This is a genomic window from Blastomonas sp. (assembly GCF_046294995.1).
In the GTDB taxonomy this organism is placed as follows: domain Bacteria; phylum Pseudomonadota; class Alphaproteobacteria; order Sphingomonadales; family Sphingomonadaceae; genus Blastomonas.
In genome coordinates, this window is sequence record NZ_JBKBOG010000001.1 from 253,171 (window position 1) to 269,040 (window position 15,870).

Sequence of the window (15,870 nt, forward strand, 5' to 3'; positions counted from 1 at the left end):
TCGATGGAAAGCGGCCGTCCGATCTGCCACTCGGTAACGGCACCCCTCGACCGAGGCTGTGTAAAAACGCCGGGTTAGGTTGTGGCAGCCGGTTCTCCGTGGTGAGAGAAGAGCTGGCGATAATGTTGTTTTCAGGTCCGGATCGCCTCAAGCAGCGCTGGGACGCCCATCATCCTGATCATCCGCTTCATGTTGTAGGCGAGAACGCTGAGGCTCATCTCGGTTCTGACGTTTTTCAGTGTTCTGGTGAGGAAGTGCGTACTGCCCATCCATGATTTGAGCGTGCCGAAGACATGTTCGACGGTTCGGCGACGGATGGCCATGGCTTCGGGCAGCAGATCGAGCCGCTTCTGCATGGCCTCGAGCACAGCTTCATTCGCCCACCGCCTTATGCGCTTCGCCTTTTCGGGTGTGCAGCGCGGTCTCAGCTCACACGTATGGCAGGCGGTGAGATTGCGATATTTGTATTCCTCGCCGCGATGGTCAGAGCGTATCGAGGTTCTCGTGAGCTGCGCGCCTGCCGGGCAGGTATAATGATCTTTATCCGCATCATAGACATAGTCGGCTTTCGTGAAGAGGCCGCGCTGCGCTTTGCCCGAGGTGTCGGTCTTGGGCACGCACGGCAGGATGCCGATGCCATCGCATTCCAGTACCTGCTCCGCATTGTAATACCCGCGGTCTGCCAGGACGGTGATCTCGTCGGCGCCGATAGCATCCTTCGCCTGGCGGCTCATCGGCGCGAGCTGCGTTCGGTCATGCCCTTCATTCACCACTTCGTGCGCGACGACGAGGTGGTTTTCGGCATCGACCACCGCCTGGACGTTATAGCCGACGATCCCGGTTCCACGGCCGCTCGTGCTCATGGAACGCGCATCAGGGTCGGTTAGCGATACCTGACGGTCAGGAGCGTTGTCGACCTGTTCGGCCATCCCCCTCAGGAACCGCATTTGACGTCGCAAGCCGGCGATCTTCTCGCGGATCTGGTCGACCCGAACTTCGGGAACATCGCTGCCTTCCCGGTCGGCGCGATCAAGGGCGGCAAGATAGCGATCGATGCTCGCCTCGACCTGTTCGATCCGCTTCGCAGCCTTGTGCACCGTGTAGTTGCGGTCCCGGTTGTTTACCGCTTTGAACTTGCTGCCATCGACAGCGACAACGGCCTGGGTGAGCAAGCCAAGCCTGCGGCACAGCATAACGAACTGGTGGCACGTTGCCCGGATTGCCGGGCCGTTCTCGCGCCGGAAGTTGGCGATCGTCTTGAAGTCGGGCGCCAGCCTGCCGGTCAGCCACATCAGTTCGATATTGCGCTGCGTCTCGCGCTCGAGACGTCGGCTCGACTGAACCCGGTTCAAGTAGCCATAAAGGTAGATCTTGAGCATCGTCGAGGGATGGTAGGAAGGTCGTCCCGTGCGGGCAGGCGTTGCACCGGCAAACCCCAACGCATGCAGGTCCAGTTCGTCGATGAAAGCCGCTATAACCCGAACGGGGTTGTCCTCAGACACATAGTCATCGAGCGATGCTGGCAACAGAAAGTCTTGCCGGCAGTCCTGACCTTCAACGAAACGGCCCATCTCAAAAGCCTCCTGAACTCAGGAGATCATAGCATTTTCTCGCCTTTTTACACAGCCTCGACCCAGAGCCGGACTTCGGCGTTAGCGGCGCTGAATGTCAGTTCTCGCCAAAAGCGGTCGACGGCAGTGGACTAGGTGGGCGTTACCGCTGAACCAGCATGATGGCTGCCCATATTTCTGGAGAACGTTCAACGGTCGGCCGCAGGTCTCTTCGCTGGAAGCTTGGGCATAATTGAATCATTACCCTTGGCGGGCGCCATAACCTGCCTTGTATGCCGGGAAGTTTGCGCTGTATGACCGTCGCATGAGGGAGCCCAACCGTCCGCCGACATCGTATGACGTCGCCCAGCTTGCAGGTGTTTCGCAGTCAGCTGTCTCGCGATGCTTCAGGCCGGGTTCAAGTATTGCACCGGCGACCCGTGCCAAGGTTCTCAGCGCGGCAAAGGCGCTAAATTACAAGCCGAACGCCTTTGCATCGGGGTTGATCACGCGCCGGTCCGGGCTGATTGCGGTCATCATCTCCAACCTGACCAACCTGCACTATCCCGAGGTTCTGTCCGAACTGACGCGGCGGCTGTCCGATCGCGACTACCGGGTGCTGCTGTTCACGCTCGACGCCGAAAGCGATGTCGATGCGCTGCTCGACCAGATCTGGCGGTTCCGCGTCGACGGCGCGATTGCTGCCGCCCGGTTACTGCCCGAGCAGCTCGAGCAGTTCCGAGAGAACCGGGTGCCGGTGGTGCTGTACAACCGCGTCGGCGAGAACGGCCTTGTTCCAAGCGTGTGCTGCGATCCGGTCACTGGGGAACGGCAGCTGGTCGATCAGCTGGTCAAGGCGGGCCATTCCAGCTTCGGCCTGATCACCGGGCCGCAGGACAACACCGTGAGCCGGGACCGTGTCGCGGCCGCCAGCGCAGCGATCCGCGAGCGCGGGCTCGAGTGCGAGGTCGTAACCGGCGCATTCGATTATGAGAGCGGCAAGGCCGGGCTGATTGCGCTGCACAAGCGCATGAAGGGACGGCTCGATGCCGTGCTGTGCACCAACGACCTGATGGCGATCGGCGCTGTGGATGGTGCACGTGGTGATCTGAAACTTGACGTTCCGAACGACATCTCGATCGTCGGATTCGACGGCGTGGGCCCGGGTCAGTGGAGCGGTTACCAGCTCACCACGGTCCGCCAGCCGGTCCGCCGGATGACCGAGGCGGCAGCGCAGATGCTGATCGAGCGGATCGAGACCCCGGAACTGCCGCCCGAAGTGCGTAGTTTCGGTGGCCAGTTCATTCCAGGAGCAACCGCAAGGCTTCAGCCGGTGGGGTGAGCCACTCGCTTGCCCAGCGCATACAACAGCGCGGCGCCGAGCAGATAGGCAAAGATCGACACGAACACGACCGAGCCATAGCTGCCGGAGGCATCGAAACTGCGCCCGAACCAGGCCACGCCTGCCGCCCCCGAAAGGCCCAGGAACGCCACGCACACGCCATAAGCGCTGGCAAAATTGCGCATGCCGAACAGCCGAGCGAGCAGATAACCGACCAGGTCTATCTCCGCGCCCTGCTGGACCCCTATGAGCAGCAGCGCAACGGTGGCCCACGCGGCCGAGCCATCGGCATAGAACAGGCACACGCACCCCAGAGCAGGTGCGGCGGTCACCACCGCTGCGACGATATGCGGTGGGAAGCGGTCGATCGACCAGCCGGCCGCCAGTCGCGCAACGATCACTGCCACCGCAAACAGCGCCACCAATTGCGCGGCGGTCGCAGCGCTGATGCCCTGATCGGTCAGCATTGGAGCCATCGCGCTCATCACCCCCGTACCCGCCGCATTGACCGGCAGCAGCGACAGCGCGAGCAGCCAGAACCCCGGACTGCGGATGATCTGCCCCCAATCCGCGCCGAGCTCGAAAGCGGCCTCGGGCGGGCGCGGGCGTTCACGCACGAGCGCAAGCACCAGTGGCAAGCCAAGGCACAGTGTGAGACCGGCGAGCAGCATATAGCCCGATCGCCAGCCGTTGTTGTCGATCATCCATTGCACCGCAGGTGCGATGAACGCCGCGGACAGGGGCACGCCCGTCATTGTCAGTCCGAGCGCGAACCCGCGCCCGTTCTCGAACCAGCTTGCCACCGCGCGGCTGAAGATCGCCCCGCCGCAGGCTATTCCGATCATCGTGTGAAACATGATGATGATGGTGTAGGCGAGCAGCGTTCCGGGCTGGAACGCCAGTGCCAGGAACATGCAGGCATAGCCGATTAGCCCAAGCCCGAGCACCGGGCGAACCCCGATGTTGTCGGCAAGCTTGCCGACGAAGGGCCCCGCCAGCGAGCCGATAAAAGCCGCCGACGTGGCGCTGGCTAGCTGGCCTCGGGTCCAGCCGAACTCTCCGGTCAGGTGGACGACGAAGAGGCTCGAGACATAATTCCATACTGGCAGCGCAGTGCCGAGCGCGAGGGCCGAACCGAGGACGACCCGCCAGCCCCGCCGCCATTCACCCCTGGCCTCGCTCACACCGCAAGCACGTTGGTCTGCGCGTACAACTGCGCCAGCACCGCGATCTCGTCGAACACGGTCCATTCCTCGGCGATGCGATCGCCATCGAAGCGAAAATGCGAGATTCCCATGATCGTGGCGGGCTTGCCGGTGGGCGGACCGAACAGACCGTCACCGCGGTGCGTGCCGCTGAGCGTCCAGCGCACCGCAGCAATGCGGCCATCGGCTTCCTCGACATCGCAATAATGCTCGACCGTCATCACCGCGTCGGGAAACGCAGCGAGCATGCGGATCACCCACCAGGTCAGGCCGTTGACGCCTTCAAGCTCGCGGCCTGGCGCGGTGTGGATGACGCAGTCTGGGGTATAGGCCTTGGCCAGCCGATCGAGCAGCCGCTGGTTCCACACATCGTGGATCATGTGCCGCAGCTTCTGCTCGGGCGTATCGCACGGCAGATCGAGGCGTTCGGGCAAGCGTTGTCCCTGGGTGCGCTCGGGCATTCCGCTGTTGGTCGGGGCCTGCCCGCTGCGGTCGATGACCTCGGCGGCCTTGCGCGCGATATCGTGGGGGTTGTGGCCCAGCTGGCGGACCAGCGCGCCATTGTCGCGTATCAGCCATTCGTAGAAGATGCGGTTGTCCTTGATCCGGCAATCGGCACAATGGCGGATCTTGACGCGCTTGCCGGTGGCCGGGCCGTAGATGGTCGGGCCCAGATTGGTCATCTGGCTCATTCCCAGATGCGAGGTGTAGAACCCGGTGCGGGCATCGCCCGTCCACGCCACGTTGACCAGCCGGCTTTCGCGATCGGGAAACGCCTGCATCGTCGACAGCGTGCTCGCCATGACCTGTTCGACCGAATTGGTCGTCCCTGCAGGCGTGATGACGACCACGGCCGGGTCGTAATGCGTGTAGATCAGCCCGATCGACTTTTCCGCCCAGATGCGGTGGGTGCAATACGCGATGTAATGGACGATGTCCGAATAGACCTCGTCAAATCCATCCAAAGGCTGCGCCCGCCAGTCGCGGGGCTGCAGCAGATCGTTGATCGCCTGATGCCGCACCTGCGTGATCTTGCGGGGATTGTCCTTGTCTGTGGAATGCAGGACAACATTGGCCATGTTCATCTCCGTTGTCCCGGAACGCAGGCTCTGGCTGCGTTCCGGGGAATGGGCTTCCGGTTCAGAAGCGGTATCCGGCCTTGATACCGTAGGTCCGCGGCAAACCAAACACGCCGTTGAGACTGCGGTTGGCGCCGAACGCCACGCGGTTCAGCACCGCGTCGTTCTCGAGATTTTCGACATAGGCCTGCAGGCTGATCCGTTCATCGCCCGAGCGCCAGCTTATGCGCAGATCGGTGCGGGTAAAAGCCTTCTGCCGCCCGAATTCGGTGGTGAACGGGGTGTTGATATAGCTCGACGAGAAATAGCTCTGCACGCTGGGGGTTAGGCTGCCGCCTGCAAAGTCGATGTCGTAGGCCATGCCCAGCTGGATGACGTGCTTGGGCGACAGCGGAGTTTCGGACACCAGCTTGCTGCCGTCGGCGCCCTTGCCGCCGAGCACATAGTTGTAGACCGGCAAGGTCACGCCGCCCGACACCTGGGTCGCCGGGATCTGCTGGCCGTTGGCGGCGGTCAGGAATACCTGCCGGAAACGGACCGGATCGCTGACGGTGTTGGGGAACGCCGCACCCTGTGGACCGACGCCGATCGAGTTGACGGCCAAAGCCGCCTGCACCGCAGCGATTTCAGCTGTCGTCGGGGCGGCCGCATTGGCATAGCCCGGAACCGCGACGCAGCCGCCGGTCGAGAGCACACCCGCGTTGCACAGGCCATTGGCTTGGGTGCCGAAGACCAGGTCGGTGTCCTTGGCGTCGAGATAGTTGTACGACACCTGGAAGGTCAGGCGCGGAACCGGCTTGAAGATCGCGTCAACCTCGACACCATAAGCACGGCTCTTGCCGGCGTTGGTGATGATCGACACCGTGGTCAGGCCGTTTGGTGCAGGTAGCGCATTCTGGACCTGCAGATCGGTGAAGTCGTTGTAGAAGAACGCTGCGTTGAACTGCACCCGGTCGTTGGCGAAGCGGTTCTTGGTGCCCAGCTCATAAGCGGTCACAACTTCGGGCTCGAACGGCAGCACCGATCCGGTCAAGGTGTTCAGGACGTTGTTGAAACCGCCCGAGCGCACCCCGCGTGAAACGCTGCCGTACACCATGTTGTCGCGGGTGAACTGGAAGTCGACCGCACCGCGCCAGGTCGAAAAGTTGAACTTGCGCGATCCGCACTGGATGCCCAGCGCATTGACTGCGTTGGTGGCCGTCGAGGTGGTAGATGCAGGGTTGTTGCCGAACTGTGCGGTGGTCGATCCGGCAGGCGGGCAGGCATAGTTGACCGGCTGGAGCAGGTCATAGGCCAGGAAGCCGCCGCCTGTGGCACCCGAGGTGATCCCGGCCGCATAATCCTTCTGGTCGCTGGTGTAGCGATATCCCCCGGTCAGCCGCAGCTTGTCGAACAGCGTGTACGACGCCTGGACGAAGCCGGCATAGGACTTGGTCTTGAGCAGCACCGGTGCAAAGTTGTCGGACCGGATAGCGCTGAGCCGCGAATTGTTGGGGGCGGCGGCGCCCGGCAGGAACGATGTACCGAAAGCCGACAGCGCGGTTTGCCCTGCGACCGGATAATTGGTGAAGTTGTCCGAGAAGAAAATCTCCTCGATCTTGTCGTCGTAATAATAGCCGCCGATGATCCACTGGAACGGGCTGGAGGCATCGCTGGAGAGCAGCTGCAGTTCCTGCGTGAACGTCTCGACCCGGGTCAGGTTCGAATCGATTGCAATCGGCGCGGACGAGAAATCATTGTCCGACTGGCGATTGGCGAAGAAATCGGTGTAACTGGTGATCGAACGGACGGTCACCGGGCCGAAATCATAATTGATGACGCCCGAGAATTGCTTCTGCTCGGTGTCGCGCTTCACCCGCGCGTCGAAGTTGATCCGGTACGGGCTCGCTTCGATCGGCACGCCGACATCTGCGCCATTCACATCGGGGATGCCGTCGCGAAAGCGCGAGTTGAACGGAACCGGGGTGGCGACGCCCAGCGAGGTTGGGAAGACCTGGCCGTTGAAGCCTTGCGCAAACGTCAGCACCCGGCCGTTGCCGAGCGTGATCGTGCCGCCGGGCGCACGGACCAGTGACGGTGCAACCAATGTACCGATCGACTTGTAGCCGAATGCCGAGATACCGGCGCCACCCTGCTTGTAATAGGAACCGCGCAGCTGGATATCGAGGCCAGAGCCCACGGGCGCATAGCGCAGGATGGCACGGACGAAGCCAGCATCCTCGTCGCCGAGGTCCGATCCGGTCGAGGTGTTCTTGACGTAACCGTCCTGGCGTTCGTAGCTGCCCGCCACGCGCAGCGCAAAATCGTCGGCAAGCGGGACGTTGATGAAGCCCTCAATACGGCCGCGGTTGAAGTTGCCATAGAGCAGGTCGAGGCCAGCGCCGAATTCGTCCTTGGGCACCGCCGAGAAGATCGCGATATTGCCGCCGAAGCTGTTGCGGCCGTAAAGCGTGCCCTGAGGACCCTTCTGCACTTCGACGCGCTCCAGATCGACGAACGCGGCCAGCGCCTGGCTGGTGCGCGACTGGTAGATGTCGTCGACGTAGAAGCCGATGCGCGGATCCGAGTTCGCGCCGATCGCCTCTGTCACCACACCGCGGATCGCGGGACGGGCATCGGAGCCCGAGCGGGCGATGCGGACACCCGGGGCGATCTGCTCGATGCGGGTGACGTCGGTCACGTTTGCGGCGCGCAGCTGCTCGCTGGTGACTGCGGTGATCGAAAGCGGGACGTCCTGAAGGCTTTCTTCGCGCCGTTGGGCAGTGACCACGATCTCGCCGATGCCGGATGTGCTTGCCGCGTCATCGGGACCTGCCTCCTGCGCGATGGCTGGTGCAGCCAGCAGACTGGTTGCGAGTGCGATTGCAGATACGGCGTCCCTGGCACGGTGCAGCATGATTTCCCCCATCAATGTGATGTTTAGTGTTTTTGTCGTTCCAGCTTTTACGTGACCGATTTCAGTTTTGCAATCGCAGTCAAAAATAATTTCGTGTCATGTGGTTTTTGCGTAACAAATGGCGATTTCATCCCGGAAATGTTGGACTAATGTGTTTGCATGCGATACCAACCATGGCGAAATTCGGGGAGGGCAATGCCAATGGTGATGATGCGGGCTGAAGACCTCCCGGCATGGCGGCGATGGCTCGCTTTCGGATTCCTGATGATCGCAGAGTTCTTCTACGGGTGGACGTGGAACACGGTCGATGTCCTGCGCCCGCAGATTCGCGCGTCGCTTGACCTTACTCTTACGCAGGCAGGGTCGGCCTATACGGCCCAAAGCCTGGGCGCCTTGGCTGGCGCGATCATACTGGGACAGGTTGCAGATCGATTCGGTCGGCGCAGGACTCTGTTTTTCGTCATTGCCGGCTATGCGGTGATGGGTGCGGCTGGAACCGTGGTCGGCAGCTACGCCGAGCTGCTGGGACAGCGTGCGCTGCTGGGTTTCTTCCTCGGTGCGATCTTTCCGGTGCTGATCGCGACCTATATGGGGCTTTTCCCCAACACCTGGCGCGGCAAGCTATCGGCGCTCGGGCAGGGCACCTACAATCTTTCGGTGGTCGCGCTTGGCTGGGCCTATGGCACGCAGACCGGCCAGGCCGACTGGCACAGCCTGCTCCTCTGGGGCGCTATCCCCCCGCTGATCGTTGCGCCTCTGGTGTTTGTCTTCGTTCCCGATGACCGCAAGATGCTGGCCTGGGGCGCGGATGAGCATCGCATCCCGTCGCGCAAGCTTCCGATCATGGATCTGTTCCAGAAGGGGCTGATCCGCACCACGCTGCTGCTCTTCCTGCTGACGAGCCTCAACTTCTTCGGGTACCAGGCGTTTGCCGGATGGGTCACGACCTATCTGAAGGACGTCAAGCAGTTCAGCCCGGAACTCATCTCGAAGATCATCTACTGGCAGTTCATCGGAGCGGTCCTGGGCGGTTTTTTCTGGGGCTGGTTCAGCGACCGCTATGGCCGACGGCTGTGCGGGATCGGCTTCTTCATCGCCGGAGCCTCGGTGGTCCTGTATCTCACGCTGCTCAAAGACGCGGGATCGCTTCAGCTGGGAGGGGCCTTGTGGGGCTTCATGATCACCGCATCGGTCGCATGGGCTCCCTGGATGTCCGAGCTGTTCCCCGCGCACCTGCGATCCTCCGCCATGTCGATCTTCAACTGGGGTCGCATCATCTCAATGACCTCGCCGCTCGTCACCGGTGCGATCGCCGACAGCTATGGCCTCGAAAGCGCCATGCTGCTGTCGGCGGTGGCCTTCACGCTTGGCGGCGCAGTCTGGCTGATGCTGCCCGAAACCGTATTTCGCAAGGAAAAGACAACGTGACCGACGCGCCCTTCAAGCTTCCCGAACGCCCGCCGGTTCGCCGGATTCGCCAGATCGATGCCAACGCCGCGCGAGCCGCCGAACGCACCCAACCGATGCGCGGGTTCGATCCGCAGTATACGGATATCGTCGACTATATCATCGAAATCACCGAAGAAATCTGGAGCGATCGCGCGATCGGCCGGATCTATGACACCTATGATGGGGCCTGCACGGTCTATTCGTCCTATGGCATCGGCCGGTCGGTGGAAGAGGTGGTTGCGGGCACGTTGGCGACGCTCAACGCCTATCCCGAATATGACACCCAGCATCTCAACGTCGCATGGAGCGGCGATGAGGACGTAGGCTTCTACACCTCGCATCTGGGATTTGCGCGCGCCACCAATCTGGGCCGCAGCGGTTGGGGGCCTGCCACTGGCAAGCGCACTGCGCGGTATTTCGTCGCCGACTGCATCAGCAAGGACAACCGCATCCATACCGAATGGCTGGTGCGCGACAGCGGTGCCGCGGTACGCCAGCTCGGCTTCGATATCCACATCCTGGCGCGCGAACTGGCGAGCCAGGGCCAGGGACGGATCACGACCGCGCCTGCGACGCTGGCCAGCCAGATGCCGCCGCGAACCCGCCTCGACGAGCCAACCGGCACCGCAATGGGCTGGGCCCGCGCGTTCATTCATGATCTGTGGAATCTCAAGCGCTTCGACTGGCTTGACCGGTATTACGGCCCGGAAGCGGTGATCCATGCTGCTGGCGGGCAGGAGGCCTGTGGCGCGCGCGCGATCAGCAGCCTGCTGATCGGCCTTCAGGCATCGATCCCCAATGGCGCGGCGCGGGTCCAGCATGTATGCCATTCTGAGGAGAACGACGGTGTCATCCTCGCGATCCGCTGGGTGTTCGAAGGCGCGAGCGCACCGGGCGGGGTGATGGGCGATTGCCCGGCCGATCGTCCGCTCAGCATGATGGTGTCGAGCCACCTGCGTTTCCAGGGCGGGAAGATTGTCGAGGAATGGCTGATCTTCGACGAACTCGGCATGCTGGTCCAGGTGTACGCATCGTGATGCGCTGGGATGCCCTGTCAGAGGTGCGTTCGCCCGCGGGCCGGCCGATTGCCGATCTGCTCGCGTCGGGTCCGCAGCGCCAGGCCTTGCCCGGTTTCGATCCGGTGTATCGCGATTTCGTCGATTACATCATCCGTTGCACCCACCGGATCTGGGAGGAAAAGAATGTCGGCCTGTGCCGGACGCACTACGGGGCGGACTGCGTTGTGCACACGCTGGCGGGCCCGGTGGTCGGGGTCGAGACCGTGGTGCAGAACACCATCACAACGTTGTCTGCCACCCCGGACCGCAAGCTGATCGGCGAGGATGTCATCTGGAGCGCAGATGACGACGGTCGCCTCTACAGTTCGCACCGTATCGTCAGCCGCTCGACCCATTCTGGCGACGATGCCCTGCTTGGTCCGGCAACGATGCACGCCAATGGCGTGATGACCATTGCCGATTGCGCCTGCAGCGAGAACCGCATCGTCGAGGAATGGCTGGTTCGCGACAATCTGCGCGCAGTGTGGCAGGTCGGCGTCGACCCGCTTGCCATCGCGCGGGCGCAGGCCGAGGCCGACAGGGAGGGTGATCCGGCCCGCCACGGTTGGCGGACAGAGGCGATCGCGCGCACCCGCAGCCAGACGGATTGCGCGATTGCTGCGGACCATCCGGCCTTCGGCCCCGCAGCGATGTTGAAGACGGCGTTTCGCGACGCCTTGTACGGCGATGCGGCGCAGGCACTGTCGCCATCGGTGGAGATGCGCTGGCCGTCCAACCGCGCGGGCTTTGGCCGGGGATACTGGATCGGCTGCATCACCCAGCTGACCGCTTCGCTGCACGATGTTGCGCTCAGCATCGATCATGTCGCCGCACGGCCCTTGCCCGATGGCGATATCGCGGTCGCGCTGCGGTGGTCGCTTGCGGGGGCCCACCGCAGCAACGGCATCTGGGGCGCAGCGACCGGGCGCGATGTCTATGTGCTCGCGGTATCGCATTACCGGCTGCGCGGCGGGCTGATCGTCGAGGACGCCACGGTGTTCGACGAACTTGCGATCCTGCGGCAAGTGTTTGGAGGGCTGGGCGCATGAGCACCGAGACCAATCTGCGTGCGCTGGCATCGGGCGGGGCATTCGCTGGCGATTTCCTGCTGCAGACCTGCCGTGCCTCGGCCTTCGGGACCGAGCTTTACGGGATCGACGCCATCACCCAGGCTTTCCGCAGTTTTCCGATCGCGACGGAGCCACGCTATGTCGAGACCGCCGGACACGCCGCCCTGCTGTGGGATGACCGGGCTCTGGTCGCCGATCTGGCGGGCGGTCATGTTGCGCGGCTGTGGCGGCTGGGGGACGATCCTGTACTGCCGCGCGAACCTGAACTTAGCGTGCCGTTCGATGTCGATCTGGCGCAGGCGGGCGCCGGCGTCGCGTTTGCCGCATCAGATCATCCACGGCTCGACGCAGCGCATGCGGGCATTTTGCTCGAAGCAGGACAAACGGTATCGCGCAGCTGTCGCGCGAGCGATGGCATGGCACCCTTGCATGCCCGCCCGATCTGCCTGCGCGCATTTTCGGCAGGAAATACGGTCATTGCGCTGTTTGCCGTGCACGTCCGCGCCGCCATCCATGCCGGGTTTGTCAACGCGGTCACCGCCAGCGATGCGGGCGGCCTCACGATCATCCCGGATGCTAGCGGACAATCCGCGCTGGCCAAAGCTGCTTGGCAGCCCCGGATCGCATGATGTTGCCCACGATCGTGCTGATACCGGGAAACATGTGCGACCACCGTCTGTGGGACGGAGCGGATGGGTTCCTGCGGTCAGCCCTCCGGCGCAAGCGTCTAGCTATCCACGATGCCGACACCACGCGCGATGCCAGCATTTCCGCGATGGCGGCGCGCGCGCTTGCAGATTCGCAAGGCGCTCTGGTCCCTGTCGGGTTCTCGATGGGGGCGATCGTTGCGCTGGAAATGGCGCGCCAGGCACCCGAGAGGATCACGGGTCTCGCGCTATCCGGGCTGAATGCCGGAGCCGATCTTCCCGAACGCTCGCAGATGCGCATCCGGCAGCAGGCACAGGTCCGCGGTGGCGATCTGGAGCGGGTGATCGTCGAGGAACTCAAGCCCAATTACCTCGCCGCCTGTAACCGGGGCGATGTGCTGCTGCTCGTGCTGCTGCGCGACATGGGCCTGGCGCTCGGCTCGGACGTCTTCGTCGCGCAAAGCGAGGCGCTGCGGCTGCGCGATGACCTGCGCCCCGTGCTGGGTTCGCTGAGCGTGCCGGTGCTGCTGGGCTGCGGCGAGGAAGACGCATTGTGCCCGCCTGCGTGGCACCGCGACTGGGCTGCGCGTGCGCCGCAGGCCCAGCTGCAAATTTTCGCACATTCGGGACACATGCTCCCGCTGGAACAGCCGCGGGCGTTTGCGAACGCGCTGCTGCATTGGATAGAACAACAGGAGCTGGATCGATGACACACCGCATTCTCACCACCCATGTCGGGTCGCTGCCACGTTCGAAGGCCGTCGCGGATCTGATTTTTGCGAAGGAACGCGGCGATGATGTCGATGCGGCGGTGTTCGAGGCCACCATCAGCGATGCCGTCGCAAACGTGGTCGCGCAGCAGGTGAAGGCTGGGATAGATCTGGTGTCGGACGGCGAGATGTCCAAGATCAGCTATGCCACCTATATCAAGGACCGGATCACCGGCTTCGACGGCGACAGCCCGCGCGATCCGCCCGCCGATCTCGAAGCCTTTCCGGGCTTTCTCGAACGCCAGGCCAAGGGTGGCGGGACGCCGAGCTATCGCCGGCCCAAATGCGTCGCCGAGGTCACGCCGCTCACGCTCGATCCGCTGCACGAAGACATCGCGCACTTGCGCAAGGCGATGGCCGACAGCCATCCGCACGGCGCGTTCATGAATGCCGCTTCGCCCGGAGTTATCGCGCTGTTCCAGCCCAATGAATTTTACGCCACGCAGGACGCCTATCTCGAGGCCCTGGCCGAGGCGATGCGGCCCGAGTACGAGGCGATCGTGGCCGCCGGGCTGACACTCCAGCTCGACAGCCCCGACCTCGGGCTCGGACGGCACATGATCTACAAGCATCAGCCCGACGAGGCCTATCTTGATCTGATCGGCAAGCATGTCGAGGTGCTCAACCATGCCCTGCGCAACATACCGTCCGACAAGGTGCGGATGCATGTGTGCTGGGGCAACTATGAAGGGCCGCACCACTGCGATGTCGAGATGGGGGTCATCCTGCCGACGCTGATGAAGGCCAAGCCTGCAGGACTGCTGTTCGAAACCTCCAACCCGCGCCACCAGCACGACTGGAATTTCTTTGCCGAGATGCGCGATCTCATACCCGACGACAAGATTCTGATCCCGGGCGTGATCGATTCGACCACCAACTTCATCGAGCACCCGCGCGTCGTGGCCGAGCGGATCGAAAAGTTCGTCGCCATCGTCGGGGCGGACCGCGTGATCGCGGGGACCGACTGCGGCTTTTCGACCTTTGCCGGTTTCGGCGCGGTCGATCCGGACATCGTCTGGGCCAAGCTTGCCACCCTTGCCGAAGGCGCAGCGCTGGCGAGTGCGAAGCTGTGAGCAACCTCAAGCAGCGGCTGCGCGCCGGCGAGCTTCTGGCCGGAACCTTCGTCAAGACCCCCCACCCGCATGTCGTCGAGGTGCTGGCGCTGACCGGTCTCGACTGTCTGGTGCTGGATGCCGAGCATGCGCCGTTCGATCGTGGCACGCTCGACCTGTGCCTGATGGCAGCGCGCGCCGGCGGGAAGCCGGCACTGGTTCGCCCGGCCTCGGGTAGCCCCGAGCAGATCCTCAATGCGCTTGACTGCGGCGCAGACGGCATATTGGCGCCGCATATCCGTTCCGCAGCCGAGGCCGAGGCGCTCGTGAGGGCCTGCCATTACGGGCCGGGGGGCAGGGGCTTTGCCGGCAGCACACGCGCGGCGGGCTACACCACCAAAGGCATGGCCAGGCACCGCGATGCAGCGCGCGATGTCGCGATCGTCGCGCAGATCGAGGATGCCGAGGCGCTCGACCATATCGATGCCATCGCTGCGGTCGAAGGGATCGACGCCCTGTTCATCGGCCGCGCGGATCTGACGCTTTCGCTCGATGCAGATACACCCGATGACGCCGTGGTGGTCGCAGCAGTTGAGAAGATCTGTGCCGCTGCGCGCGCCGCGGGCCGGACCGTGGGCATGTTCCTCGCCCGCCCGTCCGACATACCGCACTGGCGGGGGCAGGGCGCCAGCCTGTTTCTGCTTCGCTCGGATCAGGAATTCCTGCTCGATGGTGCCCGCGCGCTGGGCGATGCCATCCGTAGCTAGGCTGTCATCATGCTCTAGGCGCTACGGCGCACCTTGAACACCACCGCGCTCTCGCTGTGCAGGCTATAGTCGCCGAAGGCGGCTGGTACCGTCATTGTGTCACCCGGGTGCAGCGCCGAGGAACCCGCTGCGCCTGCAATCTGCACCGTTCCGCTCTGTACGAATAGCACGGCTGCTCCGTCACTCAGATACCGTTCGCCCGCAAGCTCGATCCGGTCCATTGTGAACCCGTGCGGCCAGTCGAACGGCGCGCCCGGACCAATGATTGCCATGTCTCCCGGTGCATCGCGCACGACGAGATTTTGCGCCTCCTCGGGCGTTGCCCGGTGCAACGCTTCGACCTGTTGCCGGCTGGTTACCGGCATCGGACGGACGTCGGGAGGGATCTCGTCGCCTGCAGCGGTATCGGCAAGCAGACCGTTCTCCAGCAGCACGAGACCATAGTCCTTTGCCATCTCGAACACCTGCGGCGCCCACAGGACGCGGCCCGGATCGTCTCCACCCAGCACGGCCCAAAGGAACCCAGTGTCGGTGCCGACATTGGTGAAACCTCGAAAGATCTTGGTGGGAATCGAAATGACGTCGCCGGGGTAAAGCACGATCTGCGCATCATCGCCGTGCTCGCCCAGATCGAAGCGCCAGTCGCCGGTATGGACCACGAACACCTCGGCGGTGTTGTGGCTGTGCTGGGAATTGACGCATTCGGGCGGCTGGCGTGCACCGCCGATGTTGAAGCCGTGCTCCTCGGTGATGTGCACGAACTGATCGGGGTTCTCGGCAACGCCGGGGCCGATGATGGTGAAGTTCTCCTTCGCCTGCGAACCGGGCGAGCGGGTGTCGATGAACGCATTGTAGCAGGGCCTGAGGTCGGCATAACGCACGATGCGCCCCTCAATTTCGTCGTAAGTCATGGTAGTCCTGCTTCCGCTGGTTATCGTTGTGAACCGATGTGCATGATCCCTCTTGCCTTCTGTTGCATTCGCAG

13 protein-coding genes and 1 pseudogene are annotated in these 15,870 nt (G+C 63.3%); 9 read left to right on the forward strand and 5 right to left on the reverse strand.

Features of this window, described 5'->3' with window-relative positions; genetic code table 11:
- Positions 1 to 131 precede the first annotated feature (131 nt).
- Positions 132 to 1,571, reverse strand: a complete 1,440-nt coding sequence (locus tag ACK4R0_RS01130) for an IS1182 family transposase (protein WP_409668966.1) — start codon at positions 1,569 to 1,571, stop codon at positions 132 to 134.
- A gap of 304 nt (positions 1,572 to 1,875) precedes the next feature.
- On the opposite strand from ACK4R0_RS01130, the pseudogene ACK4R0_RS01135 reads away from it, so the two are divergent.
- Together ACK4R0_RS01135 and ACK4R0_RS01140 are read left to right on the forward strand one after the other, a co-directional pair.
- Positions 1,876 to 2,025, forward strand: a pseudogene (locus ACK4R0_RS01135) (LacI family DNA-binding transcriptional regulator); the annotation flags it as partial.
- A 27-nt stretch (positions 2,026 to 2,052) separates the two neighbouring features.
- Positions 2,053 to 2,892, forward strand: coding sequence for a substrate-binding domain-containing protein (locus tag ACK4R0_RS01140; protein WP_409670851.1), 840 nt, complete (start codon positions 2,053 to 2,055; stop codon positions 2,890 to 2,892).
- Here ACK4R0_RS01140 and ACK4R0_RS01145 read toward each other — a convergent pair.
- The 3 genes from ACK4R0_RS01145 to ACK4R0_RS01155 all read right to left on the reverse strand — a co-directional run bounded on the left by ACK4R0_RS01145 (position 2,877) and on the right by ACK4R0_RS01155 (position 8,072).
- Entirely contained in the window at positions 2,877 to 4,076 is a 1,200-nt protein-coding gene (locus ACK4R0_RS01145; RefSeq protein ID WP_409668969.1) for an MFS transporter, read from the reverse strand. The genes ACK4R0_RS01140 and ACK4R0_RS01145 overlap by 16 nt on opposite strands.
- Positions 4,073 to 5,176, reverse strand: a complete 1,104-nt coding sequence (locus ACK4R0_RS01150; RefSeq protein ID WP_409668972.1) for an ester cyclase — start codon at positions 5,174 to 5,176, stop codon at positions 4,073 to 4,075. The genes ACK4R0_RS01145 and ACK4R0_RS01150 overlap by 4 nt, the downstream gene beginning before the upstream one ends.
- 61 nt (positions 5,177 to 5,237) lie before the next feature.
- On the reverse strand, positions 5,238 to 8,072 hold the full coding sequence (locus tag ACK4R0_RS01155) for a TonB-dependent receptor (RefSeq protein WP_409668974.1): 2,835 nt from the start codon (positions 8,070 to 8,072) through the stop codon (positions 5,238 to 5,240).
- Between the two features lie 207 nt (positions 8,073 to 8,279).
- On the opposite strand from ACK4R0_RS01155, the gene ACK4R0_RS01160 reads away from it, so the two are divergent.
- Genes ACK4R0_RS01160 through ACK4R0_RS01190 form a run of 7 tightly spaced genes read left to right on the forward strand, consistent with a single transcriptional unit; the run spans position 8,280 to position 14,885 of the window.
- A complete protein-coding gene (locus ACK4R0_RS01160) occupies positions 8,280 to 9,500 on the forward strand; it encodes an MFS transporter (protein ID WP_409668977.1) in 1,221 nt (406 codons plus the stop codon).
- The gene (locus ACK4R0_RS01165; RefSeq protein WP_409668979.1) at positions 9,497 to 10,558 is read left to right on the forward strand and encodes an ester cyclase; all 1,062 of its coding nucleotides are present in this window, start codon (positions 9,497 to 9,499) and stop codon (positions 10,556 to 10,558) included. The genes ACK4R0_RS01160 and ACK4R0_RS01165 overlap by 4 nt, the downstream gene beginning before the upstream one ends.
- Positions 10,558 to 11,628 carry an ester cyclase gene (locus ACK4R0_RS01170; RefSeq protein WP_409668981.1) on the forward strand — a complete coding sequence of 357 codons (1,071 nt, stop codon included), beginning with the start codon at positions 10,558 to 10,560 and terminating at the stop codon, positions 11,626 to 11,628. The genes ACK4R0_RS01165 and ACK4R0_RS01170 overlap by 1 nt, the downstream gene beginning before the upstream one ends.
- Positions 11,625 to 12,278 carry a hypothetical protein gene (locus ACK4R0_RS01175; protein WP_409668983.1) on the forward strand — a complete coding sequence of 218 codons (654 nt, stop codon included), beginning with the start codon at positions 11,625 to 11,627 and terminating at the stop codon, positions 12,276 to 12,278. Before ACK4R0_RS01170 ends, ACK4R0_RS01175 begins: the two co-directional genes overlap by 4 nt.
- Positions 12,275 to 13,006 carry an alpha/beta fold hydrolase gene (locus ACK4R0_RS01180; protein ID WP_409668986.1) on the forward strand — a complete coding sequence of 244 codons (732 nt, stop codon included), beginning with the start codon at positions 12,275 to 12,277 and terminating at the stop codon, positions 13,004 to 13,006. The genes ACK4R0_RS01175 and ACK4R0_RS01180 overlap by 4 nt, the downstream gene beginning before the upstream one ends.
- Positions 13,003 to 14,139 carry a cobalamin-independent methionine synthase II family protein gene (locus tag ACK4R0_RS01185; protein ID WP_409668989.1) on the forward strand — a complete coding sequence of 379 codons (1,137 nt, stop codon included), beginning with the start codon at positions 13,003 to 13,005 and terminating at the stop codon, positions 14,137 to 14,139. The genes ACK4R0_RS01180 and ACK4R0_RS01185 overlap by 4 nt, the downstream gene beginning before the upstream one ends.
- Entirely contained in the window at positions 14,136 to 14,885 is a 750-nt protein-coding gene (locus tag ACK4R0_RS01190) for an HpcH/HpaI aldolase family protein (RefSeq protein ID WP_409668992.1), read from the forward strand. The genes ACK4R0_RS01185 and ACK4R0_RS01190 overlap by 4 nt, the downstream gene beginning before the upstream one ends.
- Before the next feature lie 14 nt (positions 14,886 to 14,899).
- On the opposite strand, the gene ACK4R0_RS01195 is transcribed toward ACK4R0_RS01190, so the two are convergent.
- Entirely contained in the window at positions 14,900 to 15,796 is an 897-nt protein-coding gene (locus ACK4R0_RS01195; RefSeq protein ID WP_409668995.1) for a cupin domain-containing protein, read from the reverse strand.
- Between the last annotated feature and the right edge of the window lie 74 nt (positions 15,797 to 15,870).

Bases quoted from the DNA above. Each gene is read 5' to 3' on its own strand.
- ACK4R0_RS01130 (WP_409668966.1), bottom strand. From the start codon at position 1,571: ATGGGCCGTTTCGTTGAAGGTCAGGACTGCCGGCAAGACTTTCTGTTG.
- ACK4R0_RS01150 (WP_409668972.1), bottom strand. From the start codon at position 5,176: ATGGCCAATGTTGTCCTGCATTCCACAGACAAGGACAATCCCCGCAAG.
- ACK4R0_RS01155 (WP_409668974.1), bottom strand. From the start codon at position 8,072: ATGCTGCACCGTGCCAGGGACGCCGTATCTGCAATCGCACTCGCAACC.
- ACK4R0_RS01160 (WP_409668977.1), top strand. From the start codon at position 8,280: ATGATGCGGGCTGAAGACCTCCCGGCATGGCGGCGATGGCTCGCTTTC.
- ACK4R0_RS01170 (WP_409668981.1), top strand. From the start codon at position 10,558: ATGCGCTGGGATGCCCTGTCAGAGGTGCGTTCGCCCGCGGGCCGGCCG.
- ACK4R0_RS01175 (WP_409668983.1), top strand. From the start codon at position 11,625: ATGAGCACCGAGACCAATCTGCGTGCGCTGGCATCGGGCGGGGCATTC.
- ACK4R0_RS01180 (WP_409668986.1), top strand. From the start codon at position 12,275: ATGATGTTGCCCACGATCGTGCTGATACCGGGAAACATGTGCGACCAC.
- ACK4R0_RS01185 (WP_409668989.1), top strand. From the start codon at position 13,003: ATGACACACCGCATTCTCACCACCCATGTCGGGTCGCTGCCACGTTCG.
- ACK4R0_RS01195 (WP_409668995.1), bottom strand. From the start codon at position 15,796: ATGACTTACGACGAAATTGAGGGGCGCATCGTGCGTTATGCCGACCTC.